The 17,318-nt window shown below is 59.1% G+C and carries 17 protein-coding genes; 9 read left to right on the forward strand and 8 right to left on the reverse strand.

The genetic code is table 11. The annotated features are described in order from the left end of the window. Positions 1–2: 2 nt before the first annotated feature. The 8 genes from EV561_RS26405 to EV561_RS26440 all read right to left on the reverse strand — a co-directional run bounded on the left by EV561_RS26405 (position 3) and on the right by EV561_RS26440 (position 8,821). Positions 3–845, reverse strand: coding sequence for a sulfite exporter TauE/SafE family protein (locus tag EV561_RS26405; RefSeq protein WP_132526084.1), 843 nt, complete (start codon positions 843–845; stop codon positions 3–5). Positions 846–856: 11 nt separating this feature from the next. Further along, the gene (locus tag EV561_RS26410) at positions 857–1,597 is read right to left on the reverse strand and encodes a GntR family transcriptional regulator (protein WP_132526196.1); all 741 of its coding nucleotides are present in this window, start codon (positions 1,595–1,597) and stop codon (positions 857–859) included. An 86-nt stretch (positions 1,598–1,683) separates the two neighbouring features. Beyond that, positions 1,684–2,880: an epoxide hydrolase gene (locus EV561_RS26415; RefSeq protein WP_132526086.1), complete on the reverse strand. Its 1,197-nt coding sequence runs from the start codon at positions 2,878–2,880 to the stop codon at positions 1,684–1,686. A 34-nt stretch (positions 2,881–2,914) separates the two neighbouring features. Continuing rightward, a complete protein-coding gene (locus tag EV561_RS26420; RefSeq protein ID WP_132526088.1) occupies positions 2,915–4,126 on the reverse strand; it encodes a CoA transferase in 1,212 nt (403 codons plus the stop codon). A gap of 7 nt (positions 4,127–4,133) precedes the next feature. Beyond that, entirely contained in the window at positions 4,134–5,291 is a 1,158-nt protein-coding gene (locus tag EV561_RS26425; protein WP_132526090.1) for an OpgC domain-containing protein, read from the reverse strand. Further along, positions 5,263–6,891, reverse strand: a complete 1,629-nt coding sequence (locus EV561_RS26430; protein WP_132526092.1) for a thiamine pyrophosphate-binding protein — start codon at positions 6,889–6,891, stop codon at positions 5,263–5,265. Before EV561_RS26430 ends, EV561_RS26425 begins: the two co-directional genes overlap by 29 nt. Positions 6,892–6,981: 90 nt before the next feature. After that, positions 6,982–7,464: a hypothetical protein gene (locus EV561_RS26435; protein ID WP_132526094.1), complete on the reverse strand. Its 483-nt coding sequence runs from the start codon at positions 7,462–7,464 to the stop codon at positions 6,982–6,984. A 28-nt stretch (positions 7,465–7,492) separates the two neighbouring features. Then, the gene (locus EV561_RS26440; protein WP_132526096.1) at positions 7,493–8,821 is read right to left on the reverse strand and encodes a tetratricopeptide repeat protein; all 1,329 of its coding nucleotides are present in this window, start codon (positions 8,819–8,821) and stop codon (positions 7,493–7,495) included. A 243-nt stretch (positions 8,822–9,064) separates the two neighbouring features. Between EV561_RS26440 and EV561_RS26445 the strand changes: the two genes are divergently transcribed. The 9 genes from EV561_RS26445 (at position 9,065) to EV561_RS26480 (ending at position 17,281) form a co-directional block, all read left to right on the forward strand. Continuing rightward, a complete protein-coding gene (locus tag EV561_RS26445) occupies positions 9,065–9,778 on the forward strand; it encodes an SDR family NAD(P)-dependent oxidoreductase (protein ID WP_132526098.1) in 714 nt (237 codons plus the stop codon). A gap of 7 nt (positions 9,779–9,785) precedes the next feature. Beyond that, entirely contained in the window at positions 9,786–10,001 is a 216-nt protein-coding gene (locus tag EV561_RS26450) for a hypothetical protein (protein ID WP_132526100.1), read from the forward strand. Position 10,002: 1 nt separating this feature from the next. Then, positions 10,003–10,164, forward strand: a complete 162-nt coding sequence (locus tag EV561_RS37305; protein WP_165927919.1) for a hypothetical protein — start codon at positions 10,003–10,005, stop codon at positions 10,162–10,164. After that, positions 10,161–11,258 carry a Rieske 2Fe-2S domain-containing protein gene (locus EV561_RS26455; protein WP_132526102.1) on the forward strand — a complete coding sequence of 366 codons (1,098 nt, stop codon included), beginning with the start codon at positions 10,161–10,163 and terminating at the stop codon, positions 11,256–11,258. The genes EV561_RS37305 and EV561_RS26455 overlap by 4 nt, the downstream gene beginning before the upstream one ends. Next, the gene (locus EV561_RS26460; RefSeq protein ID WP_132526104.1) at positions 11,258–12,028 is read left to right on the forward strand and encodes a hypothetical protein; all 771 of its coding nucleotides are present in this window, start codon (positions 11,258–11,260) and stop codon (positions 12,026–12,028) included. Before EV561_RS26455 ends, EV561_RS26460 begins: the two co-directional genes overlap by 1 nt. Further along, entirely contained in the window at positions 12,025–12,234 is a 210-nt protein-coding gene (locus tag EV561_RS26465) for a hypothetical protein (RefSeq protein ID WP_132526105.1), read from the forward strand. The genes EV561_RS26460 and EV561_RS26465 overlap by 4 nt, the downstream gene beginning before the upstream one ends. Before the next feature lie 234 nt (positions 12,235–12,468). After that, entirely contained in the window at positions 12,469–12,711 is a 243-nt protein-coding gene (locus tag EV561_RS26470; protein ID WP_132526107.1) for a DUF2934 domain-containing protein, read from the forward strand. A gap of 22 nt (positions 12,712–12,733) precedes the next feature. Then, positions 12,734–15,367, forward strand: coding sequence for a glucosidase (locus EV561_RS26475; protein ID WP_245512941.1), 2,634 nt, complete (start codon positions 12,734–12,736; stop codon positions 15,365–15,367). Positions 15,368–15,973: 606 nt separating this feature from the next. Then, positions 15,974–17,281, forward strand: a complete 1,308-nt coding sequence (locus EV561_RS26480) for a tetratricopeptide repeat protein (RefSeq protein ID WP_245512943.1) — start codon at positions 15,974–15,976, stop codon at positions 17,279–17,281. The last annotated feature ends 37 nt before the right edge of the window (positions 17,282–17,318 follow it).

Raw genomic sequence — 17,318 nt, forward strand, 5'->3', positions numbered from 1 at the left:
TCTCAAGAAAAACAGAATGCCAATCCTGTGGTCAGCATCTGACAAGCGAGGATCAACAGGATGGCCGCAAACGCCCGCCGCAACATCTCGACAGGGAGCTTGAGCAGGAGCTTGGCGCCAAGCAGGGCGCCAAGGACGGAGCCGAGGATGATCGGGCCGGCCACCGATGGATCGATACCGCCTCTGAGGAAGTAAGGGCCGGCGCTGGCCGTCGCTGTTACTCCGATCATGAAATTCGATGTCGCTGAGGAAACTCGAAGCGGCAGCCGCAACGCGGTATCCATGGCAGGGATCTTCAGAACCCCGCTTCCGATGCCTAGAAGAGCCGACAGAAGTCCGGCGAAAAACATCAAACCGAGTCCTAAAGGAAGCTTGCCAACGGTGTAATTGACGAGCACTTTCTTATGCCTATCGGTGTAGCTCGAGTGAAGTGCGAGCGAGCTTGACCAGTCGCCCACGGGAAGGGGCGATAGTGGTATTGCGGCGCGTCTCCGCACCATCTGCCAAGCCGAAGCAAGCAAAACGGCCGCAAACAAAACATAGAGGCCCCCAGTCGACATGACCCCGCTCAGCAGGACGCCAGCCAGCGCGCCCGATGTCGTCGCGCCTTCCAGAACGACGGCAAGTCTGACATTGGTTAATCGGCTCTTCAGAAATGGCGCCGCGCTGGCGCATGAGCATGCGATCACCGAGACTAGGCTGACACCCACGGCTGTCCGAATGCTCATACCAAATGCAATGGTTAGCAGAGGGACCACGAAAATTCCGCTGGACATTCCAAGAAGCCCGCCGACGAGGCTTGATGAAAACGCTGCCATAAACAGCCAGAACACGTGCCACTCCATGGTCTGAAGCCTTAGCTGCGTTCGCGCGGGCGCCGTGAAAGGCGCGTGACAAATCGAACGAGATCGCCTCGGTAGTAGAGCCGCTCGTAGTCGATCGGGGTCGGACCCGCACAAAAAGATGTGCGCTCGATGAGGAAGATCGGCGCACCTGCCTCGATCCCGAGCGCCTCGGCGGAACGGGCATCGGCCGTTGTCGCCTCCAATTGGTATTCGGCCTCGATCAAGGGGATGTCGTATTTTGCTTCCAATAGGGAAAAGATCGGCTCTGCTTCCAAATCATTCGATGCAATCTTCTCTCCGATCTCTAAAGGAAGGTAGGTTTCATCAAAGGAGACGGGAACGCCATCGGCCAATCGGATACGCTCTATCCGGTAGACCCTGGTACCAGTTGGAACTTCCAGCCGTTCCGCAACCGTGGAATCGGCCGTCACCGCTTCGCTGCTGATCAGACGCGCGGTCGGGTTGCGACCGACCGCCAACATGTCCTCGACGAATCCACTGAGCTCAGTCAGTTCCTGCCGGATCTTCGGCTGCGTGACATAGGTCCCCTTGCCGCGGCGAATTTCCACCACGCTCCGGTTAACCAAAGCCTCTATCGCCTTCCTGACCGTGGTGCGGCTTACCCCGAACCGTCTCATAAGATTCTCTTCGGTCGGAAGCTGGTCGCCGGGCTTGAGGAAACCGTTGGTAATTTCCCCCGCTAACGCCGTCTCTACTATATAATACAGAGGGAAATTAGAAGTATCTGACATAGCGACATCATGACGTCGTGATGTCGCCGTGTCAACTGAAGCTGTCTTACAACACGTCACAACGACGTGTTCAGGCGCGCCGTGGACTAACGATACGGCCTAAACATCGCGCGGATGTCGGTGATCACTGCCCCTGGGTTCTCGTAGTAACCGAAGTGGCCGCCGGTTGCGTGAGCATTCAGATAGACCGTGTTGAAGAAGCTCGCACGCGGGCCGGATTTGAACAAATCGATGCGCTCGGCAGTCGACACACCGGGTGGGTTCTCACCTCCAAGAAACGTGATACCCGTCGGCGCCTGTACGACAGGCATCTTGTCATGTGATGGTTGCCAGGGGTGGCGCGCTGCATCCGCATAGGCGCGCATTGAGGATGCGGCGGTGCCGGTCGCCCAATAAAGCATGGCTGTTGTGATCATGTGCTCGCGGGAATAAACTTTTTGCGGATCTCCACCGCCGTCTCCCCAGGCGCGCCACCGCTCCAAGAGCCAGGCCAGAAGTCCGACAGGCGAATCAGTCAACCCGTAGGCCAGCGTTTGCGGATCGAGAACCTGCACGGCGAAGTGCGAAACGAACTTCATCGTATTTGCTGATGGCCGGGTCCGGCCGGTGTCCCAGGCGCGAGCGGTCACGTCCCACGGCCGCTCGGTGTTGAATTGATCAAGCAGCATGGGGTGCATGAGATGAACGCCATGAAGATGCGGCGTGTATTTGTGGCCGAGTTGCGAAGAGATCAGCGCGCCCCAGTCGCCGCCGCTTGCCGCGTATCTATCATGGCCGAGCTGCTCCGTCATAAGGCGGTCCCACAGGTCGGCCGTATCCGAAAAACTGATCCCGGCGCGTGACGTTAGCCCGGAAAAGCCGTAGCCGGGAAGTGAGGGGACGATGACGTCGAAGGCATCCGCCGGATCACCGCCGAAAGCCGCTGGATCTGCGAGTGGATGAACAATCTTCTTCATATCCCAGAATGACCACGGCCAGCCGTGAGTGAGAATAAGTGCCATAGGCTTTGGGCCATAGCCCCTTTCGCGGATGAAGTGGATATCGACGCCGTCAACGATCGTCTTGAAGTTGGCAAAAGCATTCATCCGACGTTCGACGGCACGCCAGTCGAATTCATCCCGCCAATAGTCGACCAGGGACTTCAGATACTCAAGGTTGACGCCATATCCCCAGTCCTCGTTGCCCAGGTCGTCAGGCCAGCGCGTCATGTCTAGCCTTCGCTTGACGTCATCCAGGACGGCGTCCGCAATATCGATCGTATATGGTACAGGCTTCTCGGACACATCAGACTCCCGAAATCATTTCTCTATTGTCGTTTCAAGACCGTGCATTCATCTCAAGACCGCGCAGGAGCTGCAGGATATCGTCGCGATCCTGATCGACATGCGGCGGAGCCCGATCAAAACGCACTGGCGTCGCGGACATTTTCAGAGGGTTCCCTAGAAGCCGGAGCGGTTGTGCGCCGTGCGTCTCCATTTCCACCACCATCTCCCGCGCCAGCGTGTGCGGGTCGCTCAGGACTTGACCGATATCGGCGACTTTTCCTGCCGGAACCTCTGCTGCAAGAATCCTCTCGACCCACCCCTCAGCGGTGTCATGTGCGAGCGCGCCGGTGATCAACGCATCAAGGGCATCGATATTGACGACCCGGTCGCGGTTGCGACGAAAGCGCGGATCTTCGGATAGTTCTGGCCTGTCGATTGTGGCGGTAAACCTCTGGAACTGCTGATCGTTTCCGACCGCGACGGCAATGTCCCCATTGGCCGTGGCAAAAGTCTGGTAGGGTGCGATGTTGGGATGCCTGTTGCCGATACGCCCGGGTATCTTGCCGGAGACCAGATGGTTCGTCGCCGCATTGATCAGCCATGCAACCTGCGCGTCGTAGAGCGCGAGATCGATATACTGGCCCTCGCCAGTGTGATCGCGATGGCGAAGGGCGGCGAGAATGCCGACGGTTGCGTACATGCCGCACATGACGTCGGCAATGCCGAGACCGACCTTGACGGGGCGGCCGCCATTCTCATCGCTGTCGCCGGTAATGCTCATGATGCCGCCCATGGCCTGGATCAGGAAATCGTAGCCAGTGCGATCGGCATAGGGCCCGGTCTGGCCGAAGCCGGAGATCGCGCACCAGACGATATCCGGCTTGACCTTGCAGATATCGTCGTAGCCGAGGCCACGACGGGCAAGGTCGCCCGGCTTGTAGTTTTCGATCACGACGTCGGAAATCGCCGCCAGCCGTTTGACGAGGGTCACCCCGTCTTCGGTCGCCAGATCGATCGCGATCGATCGCTTGTTACGGTTGGCCGAGAGGAAATAGGCGCTGAGATCGCTGTCGCTGCCATCGGCATTGGCAACGAAGGGTGGACCCCAACCGCGGGTATCGTCGCCGGCGCCTGGCCGTTCGACCTTGATGACGTCGGCGCCGAGATCGGCGAGAAGCTGTGTCGACGTCGGTCCGGCAAGGATACGCGAGAGATCAAGGACACGCAGACCTTCGAGGCTGGCGGGCTTTGGGTGATCGGACATCGACGCCTCACGATTTCCAGGGAGAGGATTTGAACCAACGGACGAGATAGGCCGTACCGACAAGGGTCGCGAACCCGAACAGGTTGCCAACCACTTCCGCACTCGTCGTGCGGCCGGCGTGGTCAAGCGCGATACCGATCGGCTGAGCGATCACCATGCCTGTTATGAACACGGCGAGCGATTGCTGGCCGACGACGGTCAACAGCCGAACGAGCGGACCGCGCAGCCGCGCCCCTTTGAAGCCGACCACATGGACGGCGATGTAGCAGAGCGCCATGAAGTGAGCAAAGCGCAGCAAGCCGAAGTTGGTCTTGTCGGTGAGTGGAGCGATGCGCACGGCAGCCATCTGGAAGAAGGGGTGAACCTCCTGGAAACGGACCCATGCGAAGGGCACCGTCGCGATCACGACGGCAATCGCGAGCGCCATCAGGCGGCGGTCGTAACCCGGCGCCGGCAGCACGCCCCGCATCAGGAAGAAACCGGTGAAGAAGAGGAACTGCCAACCGAACGGATCGAAGAACCAGGGGCGATCCGACCAGGGCTCGGCCGGCAGCCGCGTCAGGCCGAACTGCGTGGCAAGCCATAGGACGGTCATCAGAAAAAACGGCAGGTAACGGTTTGCCTTCGAGGCAAAGATCATCAATGGCATCAACGCCAGGATGACGATGTACATCGGCAGGATATCGAAATAGTTCGGCACGTAGGTCAGTGTCAGCAGCCCGACCAGCAGATGGCCAGGATCCTTCATGAACGGCACGAGGTTCAGGCTGTCGACATAGGTGACGCCGTCATAGCGCGTCCCGGCGATCACCATGATGGCTGCCACCACGATGAAGACGGCGACATGGGCCCAGAAGATCTGCCAGATGCGCTGTGCGACGCGGGCAATGAGCGCAATGGCGCCGTTGCGGTCATAGGTCGCGCCGAATGCAATCGCCGACGCCATGCCCGATTGAAACACGAACATCTCGGTGGCGTCCGAGAATCCGAAGCGTGCGGGGATCCAGAGCGCCCAGCCGTCGCTCGGTATATGCGCAAGCAGGATGATGAGCATGCCGACGCCACGGAAGAAGTCGAGGCGCGGGTCGCGTGGACGTTTCGCCGTCTGGCCGGTCGGCGCTATCGCTGGCGCGACATCAGAAGGCGCCGTTATAGGCGCTGGCATCGAACCTGCAGGCGATGAGGCTGAAACTCTTGCGTCTGCCGGCAGCCTCAAGCTCGTTGCGGAAGTCATCGATCGTCTCCACGTTCACGCCGTAGCCGCCGAACCCAAATGCGACGGCAGCAAAATCTGTTTCACCAAGGGCAACGCCGGCCGGGGCGAGGCCGGCGGAAGCCTGTTTCATCGCGATCAGCGCGAGGCTACGATCCTGGAACAGAACGATCGTCAGCGGCAGGCCGAGATCCCGAACGGTCGCAAGTTCGCCGATCCCCATCTCCAGCCCACCATCACCCATGACCGCAAACACCCGTCGCGAGGGATCCGCGACCTTCACGCCAATCGCCAGCGGGAGTGCTGCGTTCATCGTGCAGAAGCCGGCCGACTGAAGAAGGGACAGCGGCGTTGCCGCGCGCCATTTCTGCGAGAGCAGAATGCGGTGGGCGCCGCTGTCGACCGTGACCAGGCCATCTGTCCCGGCCACTTCATTCAGGTGATCGACAATGGCGTGCGGCCCCCACGCATCCCTGGTCGAAAAGACGCGATCAAGCTCGGCTTTCGCCTTGGCCGGCTCGCCGCCGACCCAGGCTTTGCGCGCGACGAGCGAACCATTGAGCGCCTGCAATATGCTTCTCGTTTCTGCCGAAATCCATGTGCCGGCGTGATGCATGGCATGATCGGGACGAGCTTTGGAAATATCGATGAGCTTTGTCTGGTCGGCCACGAAATCGAGCCAGCCGAGCCGCATCTCGATCGGATCATAGCCGAAGGCAAGCACCAGATCCGCCTTCTCGAACAAAGGGAGCAGGACGCGGTCGGCAAGCGGCGACAAGCCGGCGCCGCCAAGGGACAGCGGGTGGTCCTCGGGAATGATGCCCTTCGCCTTGTAGGTCGTGATAACGGGCGCTCCGATCGTCTCAGCCAAGTGTTGCAGTGCCGGGCCGGCGTTGCCGCGTACCGCTTCCAGGCCGGCGATAATCAAGGGCCGGTCGGCCATGCGAATACGTTCCGACAGGGCGCGAACGGCCGGATCCGTCACCGAAGCGCTTGTTGCAAGTCGCATCGGAGGCGTGGCCACGGAGCCATTCGCAGCGATCATTGCTGCAACCGCGGGCGAAAGGTCGAGATGCACTGGTCCCATCGGCTCGGTTGTCGCGATTGCGATCGCCCGTGCGACGGTGGAGCCGGCACTTTCCGGTTCGATTTCGAAGGAAGCCTTGACCAGCGGGCGCAGGAGCTGGGCGTGGTCGATCACCTGATGGGTATAGCGCGCCCGGGTGGCGCGATCGACGATACCGGACATGACGATCAGTGGAACGCGCTCCTGGACCGCATCGGCGATGCCGTTGACGGCGTTTGCAAGACCGGGACCAACCGTCGTCACCAAAAGCTCGGGATTGCCGCTGATGGTGCTGGCGCCCGCTGCCATGATGGCGGCAGAGGTCTCATGGCGGGTCAGGTTGAAAGCGATCCCCGCAGTCTGCAGAGCGTCGATCAGAGTGACGACCTCTCCGCCCGGCACGCCGAAGGCATGGCGCACCCGGTACTCGTAAAGTGTCTTGGCAACGATATCGGCGACGCGTGCGGGATGTTCGGATTCAGGCATTGTGGGTGGCCATTTCGACTTGAACGACGTTGTGGAACGAGAGACCTGTCCGGCGGATGGTGGGACCGCACAGGCCTCTTCTGCGACACCTTATCGTTCGATCTGGCGGACGACGAACGCGACGACGGTGCCGAAGAGGATATGGCCGATCAGCGAGGCCCAGGTCAGCGTGATGAAGCCGAGGAATGCCGGCAATCCGGCAAACAGATGCGCCATCACATAAAGTGCAAACACCCAGAGCCCCGTGCCGAAGCCAACGCCAGTGAGCAACAGCGGCAGCTTCGGAAAGATCAGTCTCTGCAGGGGGCGCGCGATGAAGAGATAGCCGATCGGGTAGAAGACGATGCCGACGACAGCGTGGATCGCTTCGGCCAAGAGCAGGTTGTTGAAGCCGAAGACCGATTGCACAAGGGCTGCGGGCTCCAGCGGTCCGCCGACCCAAAGCGGCGTGATGATGCGCGCCCAGATCTCCCAAGTGATGTCAGCGGCAAGGCCGGCGAGCACGATCGTGCGGCCAAGACTTGGCTGGATGTCGGGAAAGACGCTCGTCTTTTGCATTTCCATCATGGACATTGAAGTTCTCCTTGTTCGATAGATGATCTCAGGCTGACAGGCGCATGGCGACAGAGCGTTCGATCGATCTGAAAAGCCGGTCGTCCGCCTTAAGGCGTTGGCGAATCTGGCCGATGCGATAGACGGCGGCATCATCGCCGCCGGCGCCCACCGCCTTGGCCAGGGCGAGGACGAAAAAGTCACGCTGGGCGTTGCTGCCGCCGATCTTCGGCAGATTGGCAACCATCCGGTCGATCATCCGCTGGTCGGCCGGCGCGTCGAGCCCGGCAAGAACACGGGCCATCGGCACGCCGATCTCGGCCGCGATGCGGGCCTGGTCGTCCAGGCCGAGCGCCTTGGCGTCGATCTGCGCCACCAGCTCTGCCGCGCCGTCGCGATCGCCGACCGCCACCAGTGCGGCAAGGTTGTGAAGGGCAGCAAAGATTAGCGTCGTATCGCTTTTACGCCGATGGGCAATCTCGGCGACGTCCATCCAGCGGTTGCCGACATGGACGCCCGACTGCTCCAAGCGCCACAACAGCGAGATCGCATTGGCCATGTCGCGGAAGTCGTCCGTCTGCTGCGGCCGGACTTCGTCATCGTAAAGTTCAAGGACGCGATCGTGATCGCCACGCTCGAGATGCAGCAGGCCGAGATGCCAAGCCATATGGAACGAGAAATTATTGCATCGTGACCACGCCTTGCGGCTGCCCTCCAGCCAATCGATGCCTTGCTTGGCATCGCCCTGCATCTCAAACACGTGAGAAACGGCATGAAGACCCCAGGAATCGTCGGGCTGCAGCGAAACGGCGCGTTGCCCCACCCGGAGAGCTTCGTCGTAGCGCCCGTGTTCCTCGAGCGAGAACGCATGGCAGCCGAGAACAAAACCGGCAGCATTGCTTGCCGGGTCGATAGTCCGTGCGGCCCGCGTGCTCGCCGCCAGCATGCCGCCGGCATCGCCGATCATGAAACGCAGAGCGTGGGCGAGCTTGAAAGGAAGGAAGGTCGCCGGACGATCTTCGAACCCGGCATCCAGAATGCGCGCGGCCTGTGCGAAGAGGCCCGCCTCTGCGGCCTCGAGCGCGGTCACCAGGATGCGTTCGTCGGCTGTGCCGCCGCTCTTTTCGACCAGAGCGGCGCGGGCATCCGCAAGCGCTGCGGTGGCGACCGTTGTCAGCTCCGATCGAGCGAGAATCAGGTTGGCGAAACCCTTGAGGGCATGACCGGCGACATGATCCGGATCAGCCGCAAGCGTGGCCTGAAGTGCCGTTCCGGTGTTTGGCCTATGAGCCGCAATACCGAACACCGCGTTTTCGAACGCACGCAGTGCTTCCGTGCTGTCCGTGCTGGTTACGAGATCATATGCATCGCGTTTCATGCTATTCTCCTTGAGGAGGGGCCTTCATCTCGGATTGGGAAATCAAAAGCTCAGGTCCGATAATGGCCTTTACGGTCGTTCCACCGGCTTCGTTACATCGGTTGGTATTTTTTTCGCTGCTGCAGCAAATCGTCTTCAGCGCAATGACACTGGAAAAGTTTTAAAACATCTGTAACAAAAAAAATGTCTACTCCGTATGAAGCTCGACAGAATTCGCATCGGCTGAATGAAGGGGAGACGCCAATGCAAGACGCATCAAGAAGTGGAATCGTCGTGATGGTGACGGGCGCAGCCGGCAATCTCGGTGGAGCGGTCGTCGCCGAGTTGTTTGATAGCGGCGCAAAAGTTGCGGCGGTCGAACGATATCTACGGGATCCCGGTTTTCGCGCAACCTGGCAAACGAGCGAAATCCTGGACCTTGACGGTGTCGATCTGAGGGATCTTTCTGCGTGTCAGGACGCTGTTCAACGGACGCTTGACGCTTTTGGTCGAGTCGATGCGCTGGTCAATACGGTTGGCGGCTTCCAAACCGGCCCCGTCGAGGGACAGGGTTTCGATCAATGGGACCACATGTTCCAGATGAATGCACGCACTGCCTACGCCATCAGTGCCGCAACCCTGAAACCGATGCAGGAGGCAGGTTACGGTCGTATTATCCACATCGCAGCGGCACCGGGCCTGAAGGCTGGCGCCAATCAGGCAGCCTATGCCGCCTCGAAGGGTGCCGTCATCCGCCTCACGGAGGCGATCGCCGCGGAGAACCGCGACAGACGCATCACAGCAAATTGTATCCTCCCCGGCACGATTGATACGCCGCAAAACCGGGCGGCGATGCCAAATGCAAAAACGGACGGCTGGGTTCAGCCTGCTGATATCGCAAGGCTTATCGGTTTTCTTGTTTCGCCGGCAGGCGGTATCGTGACGGGTGCCGCGATCCCGGCAACGGGCCGCGTGTGAGGTATTTATGTTTGATCCCTCCGATCCGATCTCTGCGGGGCTGATGCTGTGGGCGGGCATCGGGCTTATTGTCGCCGCTGCCTTCTTGCTTTATGGCTTCGACAAGGTCGATCCAGGCGCCCATGATGCCTATGCGGTGAGACCTCTCCTTATCCCCGGCCTCGTTCTCCTTTGGCCGGTGGTCGTCTGGCGCTGGCTGAGCCTCGCAAAGGGAGGAAAGTAAGATGCAGCGCCGCCATCGTCGCGCCCACAAGGCGATCTGGAGCGGACTTGCAATCGCTCTGCCGCTTTTGCTTGCCGTCATCTTCGCAAGCGCTCCAAAGCTGCCAATTGATGCGCCGGCAATCCGTCTCGACGGCAACGCCATTGAAGGAGCGCGACCATGACAGTCTCCTACAAGCCGGTCATCTGGAACCGGACCAAAATGATCTATGATTGCGTCCTGCTGGCTGGGATCGTCATCTACATTCTCATTTTCCTGAAAGCTGGCCCGCTTCTATCGCCGGCGTTGCGCGATGTCGATCTGCCGACACAGCGGATGCGGGCCTTCGGTACACTGGCGCTGCTGATGCTGACAATCGTGCTGGCGATTGGACCGCTCGCCCGCATCGATACGCGCTTTATTCCGCTGCTCTACAACAGACGTCACTTCGGCGTGATGACTGCGATTGTCGCCGCGACACATGCCTATTACGTTCTCGGCTGGTATTTTTCCTACAGCCCGACCCATGAGCTAACAGCTCTTTTCACCAGCAATACCAGCTTCAACAGTATTGCAGGTTTTCCCTTCGAGCTTTTCGGCGTTTTTGCGCTTGTCATTCTGGCTGTCCTTGCGGCTACGAGCCATGACTTCTGGCTTTCCTTCCTGACGCCGCCCTTGTGGAAGGCGATCCATATGAGTGTATATTTCGCTTACGCGGCGATCATAATGCATGTGGCGCTTGGCGCGCTCCTCGATCGCCGTGATCTCGCCCTTGGGCTGCTCCTGGTCGGTGGATTGGCACTGCTCTCAACGTTGCATCTGATCGCTGGGTGGCGTGAGGTTGCGGCAGATGCGGCTGCTTCGGCCACGGCAACCGAGGAACCCTGGATCGTCGTCGGCGATCTCTCTGAGATTGCCGAGGGCAGGGCGATCATCGGCGCGTCTCCAGGCGGCGAACGCATCGCGGTCTTTCGCTCGAAGGGTGGTCTGTCGGCCGTGTCGAATGTCTGCTCGCACCAGAATGGGCCAATCGGCGAAGGCAAGGTCGTTCTCGGATTCATTACCTGTCCGTGGCACGGCTATCAGTATCGGCTTGATGACGGCTGTTCGCCGCCGCCATTTCGCGATCGTATCCGTAAATATCGGGTTCAACTGCGAGGCTCGAATGTGCTCGTCGACCCCGAACCATTACCGCTAGGAGCAAAGCTGGAACCGTTTGCAATTCCTGCAGAACTGCTTGTTGCGTCTGCAAGCGTATCTAAGCAAGGAGGAGCCTGATGCTGAAGCCTGCTGAGCGTGGATTTTTCGTCGGCTATTTCAAGAAGGTACCGGCTGATGTCAGAGCGCTGATGATCGGCTTCATCGTGTTCTTCGTCGCCGGCATGGCGTCAGCTTCCGTACTCCTGTCTCTCAACACCGAAAGCCCCGGCGCGGGAAGCTATGCGGACGAACTGCATGGCGAGCATTTGACCGGCACGATAGAAGTCAAGCCATATCCGATATTGCGCGTCCCCGGGAATGGAACGACGCCTGCACGCGCCATCATGCTGGCGGGGTCGGGTAAATTTGGCGCGGACGACCGGGCGCTGCCGCTCGCCGGAAAGGCCGCTCGGGTCGGTGGCATCTTCGTCAAACGTGGAGATCTCGAGATGCTACTCGTCGGCGGCGGCGATGAATTGAAGGCCGCCGACCAACAAGCTTCCGTGGCTCCGGTGCTCTCGCCACCACAGGATCTTGGGCGATGGCGGCTGACGGGTGAGATTTGCGACGGAAAATGCGGAGGTGGGGCGATGAAGCCCGGGACGGGCCTCGCGCACAAGGCCTGCGCCAATCTTTGCATTTCGGGCGGCGTCCCGCCGGTCTTCGTCTCCACCGCACCGGTTGACGGCCGCATTTTCTTTATGCTCGCATCGAAGGATGGTGGCCCGATGCCGGCGGCTCTTCTCGACAAGACCAGTGTACCGGTGGCGCTTGAAGGAACTGTCGAACGCCGTGATGACCTGTTCATCTTTAAGGTCGAGCGCTTCGCTGACGGAGCAGGCGCATGAGGGACGGTGTCTCAGGCTTTGGACGTCATTTATTTGGGCTGTTGCTGGCTACGACCGCAGCAATCGTGATCGTCGTCATCTGGGAATATGGCCTCGATTACCTTGACGGTACACCGTTCGAAGAATTGCAGTACGTGATCTTCGCCGTCGTGGCGATTGGACTGCTTTCCGGGTTGAACAATCTGATATCAAAGCTGATGGAGTAGCGGCGCTCTGGCGTCCTGCTGCCTATGTAAACCGGCCATCCTACTGGGAAGCGCTGAGATCCTCGAGATCGCCGCCCGACAAGATCTTCATACACTCCTGGCGGCAAGAATGGCATTATTCCTCAACGATCTGTAACGTTTCCCCTGACCTTTGCAAAGAGGGTTGGCTCACCTTTTCCTTTGCGAGTGAAGGCCGAGCGTCACCTTTAACATTCCTAGGAAAGGCAGACCATCGTGGAAGTCGATATCGAAGAAACACCCAAGGAAACTGATGAAGAGCATGTTCGCTATCAAGCCTATATGCTCTGGCTTGAAGAGGGACAGCCTGAGGGAAAGGCTGACGAGCATTGGCACAGGGCGCGTGACGCCGCGAGCGCCAAAGAACGGCATCTCAGCCCAAGAGCTCGAAGAAAAAAGTCTCGTGATATGTTCGGGCAGGCAACCTCCTGCCCGAAACACTCTCGCCACACGTGTTGATTCCATGACGCTGAAAACTTCAATGTTCAAGACCGCCGAAGGCAAACGTCTCCTCGAAACGACGGACGGCGTTGGCTGGCGCCGATGGGGACCCTATCTGGCAGAGCGCCAATGGGGGACCGTGCGAGAGGACTACAGTGCCAACGGTGATGCATGGCATGCGCTGACCTTCGACCAGGCTCGCAGCCGCGCCTATCGCTGGGGTGAAGATGGGATTGCCGGCTTTTGTGATGAGAGCATGCGATGGTGCCTGGGATTGGCGATGTGGAACGGCCGGGACGAGATACTCAAGGAACGGCTGTTCGGCCTCAGCAACGAGCAGGGCAACCATGGAGAAGACGTCAAGGAGGTCTACCACTACCTCGACGCCACGCCGACGCACGCCTACCAGAAGATGGCCTATCGCTATCCGCAGGATGCCTTTCCGTATGGGGAACTGATTCGTGTTAACTCACAACGCTCGCGGTTGGAGCCGGAGTATGAACTCGCCGACACCGGTATTTTTGCCGATAAGCGCTTTTTTGATATCACGGTCGAATATGCCAAGGCGGCACCCGATGACATCCTGATGCGGGTATCTGTCAAGAACGCGGCAAGTAGCGCTGCACGCATTCACGTCTTACCGCAAATCTGGGCACGAAACACATGGTCATGGAAACCCGGCAGTGAACGCCCAATCCTCAAGGCGATCGAGCCGGGCGACGTGCTTGCGCTCCGAGCCGGCAAGAAGACGTGGCGCTGGAGCAACGACAGTGCTGCCGAGCTGCTGTTTTGCGAAAACGAGACCAACGTGCCTCTTTTATTCGGATCGCCGGCCATTGGCCCGTTCAAGGATGGCATCAACGATTATATCGTCAACGGAGCAAGGACCGCGGTAAGTGCCGACGGATGTGGCACCAAGGCGGCGGCACATATCGTGCTTGATCTACCTGCATTGGGGAACCGCGAAATCCGGGTTCGCTGGCGCCCGGACGGCGTGGCAAGTGAACCTTTCGAAGACTTCGATACGATCCTAGCGCAACGCATCGATGAGGCGAACGAATTTTATAGTACACTTCAGGCGGGCATTCATGATGGAGATGCGCTGAAAGTCCAGCGGCAGGCACTGGCAGGCATGCTCTGGTCGAAACAGGTCTACCATTTCGACATTCCCACCTGGCTCGCTGGGGACCCAGCTCAGCCAACACCGCCAACCGAGCGGCTAACGGGCCGGAACGCCGACTGGCGCCATCTCAACAATGCCGATGTCATTTCGATGCCGGATACATGGGAATATCCCTGGTATGCGGCTTGGGACCTTGCATTCCATTGCGTCTCTCTCGCTCTTGTCGATCCGGGTTTTGCGAAAGATCAGCTCGTTCTTTTTACGCGCGAATGGTTCATGCATCCGAACGGCCAGCTTCCGGCCTACGAGTGGGAGTTCGGCGATGTCAATCCGCCGGTCCACGCATGGGCGGCCCTCAAGGTCTATCAGACGGATCGCACCCTTACCGGCGTTGCCGATACTGATTTTCTCAAGCGGATATTCCACAAGCTGATGCTGAACTTTACCTGGTGGGTCAATCGCAAGGACAGTGGGGGCCGGAATATCTTTCAGGGTGGCTTTCTCGGTCTCGATAACATCAGCCCATTCAACCGCTCGGAAATCCTGCCGGACGGTGCTTCGATCGACCAGGCCGACGGCACGGCCTGGATGGCTATGTATGCGCTCAACCTCATGCGCATCGCGCTGGAATTGTCGATGACCGACCCGGTCTATGAGGATGTCGCGACAAAATTCTTCGAACATTTTCTCTCAATCGCCGGCGCAATGGCCGATGTGGCTGGCAGCGGACAAAGCCTTTGGCACCAGGCAGACGGCTTCTTCTACGACACCCTGCATACAGGAGGAGGCCAACTCCAGCCGATACCGGCGAGGTCGATGGTTGGCCTGATCCCCATCTTTGCGGTCGAGGTCCTTGATCAGGCGATGCTCGACAAGGTTCCGGAATTTTCGAAACGCCTGCACTGGTTCCTCCAGCACCGGCCGCAGCTTGCAAACCTGGTTCCCAAATGGACCGAACCGGGATCAGGCGAGCGAACCCTTCTTTCGCTGTTGCATGGCGATCGCTTGAGAGACCTGCTTCGCCGCATGCTCGATCAAGACGAGTTCCTTTCTGACTTCGGTGTGCGATCCATGTCGAAGGCCCATCTTGAGGCTCCATGTGACCTTGCATTTGCCGGCATGCACTTCGACGCCACCTACACGCCAGGAGAATCCGTTAACGGACTTTTCGGAGGCAACTCGAACTGGCGAGGACCGATCTGGATGCCCGTCAACTTTCTGCTCATTGACTCCTTGCGAAAATTCCACGCCTACTTTGGCGACGGTTACCGTGTGGAATGCCCTGTCGGTTCCGGTGTAATGCTCAATCTCGCCGGCGTCGCCGACGAGCTAAGCCTACGCCTGAAACAGCTCTTCATTGCAGACGCCAAAGGACAGCGAACCTCGCTATCGTCAAGCTCGGTGATTGATGACAACCTGCTGTTTCACGAGTATTTCAATGGCGATACGGGCAGGGGCCTCGGCGCCTCCCATCAGACCGGCTGGACGGCGCTCGTTGCAAACCTAATCAACCGTGACATCTCCGCCTTCGAGCGCCCGGTGGTCGATTGAAGTCCTTTCTTCCTCCCGGCTCTCCTATGCACGATCATCCATTGATCGCGGTAAGTCTGGGCCCTGTGCAAGCCATGTTACGGCAACACTTGCCTCTCGCTTGCCCGCGACGGCAGTGAAACCCGGTTAATCTCGCGATGAATGGTTGCCTCGTTTCCACCGGAATATCCCGAGTTCGCGCTGATCGCGCAGGTGACATTGTAATCACTCCCAGGCATGCCAACAGTAACCGCCAGAACATTCTCGGGACAATCAAATGCTTATTGACTACCCGGAGCAGTGGTTCGGATTCGGTATATACGAACATCGGTCGTCGCCGGGATTGAGTTTCTCGCCAATCTTTCGTTGAGGGGTCTGTTTCGAGGTCAGCGCGTCGAGAATGCGATTGCTGAGGGAATATCATTCCATCCATGTGCGTGGACCTTGCAGCGATCATCCCAGCCAGGGGGAAACGACGGACTGCAATTATTTCTGTCAATGACTGTAACGAATAGGACCGCGCTAGCGAAGTGGGTCGAGGATTGACCTGTCACTCGGGGACATTTGATGACGGCTGATAATTTGCCAAGGGACCACTCGAAGGCGCGCGAATTCTTGAATCATGCGATGGCATTTCACGCTTCCGGCGATCTCGACCGTGCAGAGCAGTGTTATGTCGAGGTGCTGAACCATGGCTATCGGATCGCGGACATTTTGCCGTTGCTCGCCGGCGTAGTGGGCGCAAAGGGAAAGTACGAGGCTGCGATCGCTTACTGGAACGAGCTCCTTCAGATCCGTCCCGACCACCCGGTTGCGCTTCTGGAAAAAGGTGCTCTGCATTTGAAGGTTGGGGAGGCGGCGGAAGCAGTCGATTGCTTCGAGGCCGCCACGTTGGGCTTCCCGGACAATATGCTTGCACTCAACAATCTTGCCGTTGCACTTACCCAAGCCAATCGACAGCACGATGCTCTGGAGACGTTCCGCACCCTGGTGCGCCATCAACCAACAAACCTCCTGGCTCGACATCAGGTGCGTCGCTTAACATCGCGAATCGTGCCGTTCTGGCATATTCCGATGCTGAACGACACTCGACGCAATGACGCCTTCGAAGCGGCCATCGTTAAAGCAATCGCTGAGCGAGGGCCGGATGCGAGCGTTCTTGATATCGGCACCGGCAGTGGGCTCCTGTCGATGATGGCTGCCAGAGCTGGGGCAAAACATGTCGTCACCTGCGAGGTCGTGCCGGTGATCGCCGCGACTGCAAAAGAGATTGTCGAGCAGAACGGCTTTTCTGATCGTATCGTCGTCGTTAACAAGAGCTCCTCCGAACTCGTCATCGGCGAGGATATCGATCGCCGCGCCGATATCCTTGTCTCCGAAATCCTGTCCAGCGACCTTCTTGCCGAAGACGTCCTCACCACCTTCGAGGATGCTCACAAGCGGTTGATCAACGAGGACGCGCTCGTCATTCCGCGCCGCGCGATGGCGGTAGGGTGCCTTGTGCAGAGCGAGATCTTGAACAAATATGCATTTGTCGACGAGGTCTCCGGCTTTGACGTCTCCGGCTTCGCGTCGCTCGCGCCGAACAAGCTTCCGGTGCACGGAACAATGACGGAATGGAAGCGGTTGTCACACGATGTCGATCTCCAGGTGATCGATCTCACCGGCACGATCCACGGCGAGGACTACCGCGTGATCGATATTCCTGTCGTGTCAGATGGAACGGCCGCCGGGATGGTGCAGTGGTTGAAAATCGATCTTGCCGAAGGGATAGAATTTGAGAACCATCCCGACGACTATCCGGACGGAGGATGGCTGCAGATCCTGCATCCTTTCATCACGCCGGTGCCTGTCAAGGAAGGTTCGACCTTCAGGGTTATCGTCGGTCACGACCGCAGCAGCCTGATTGTCATGGCGGCACCGGTCACCGGCTGAGAAAGACCTGCAATTCCAGGCTCACCGGAGGGAAGTC

The sequence above is a fragment of the Rhizobium sp. BK376 genome (assembly GCF_004341625.1).
Classification (GTDB): domain Bacteria; phylum Pseudomonadota; class Alphaproteobacteria; order Rhizobiales; family Rhizobiaceae; genus Rhizobium.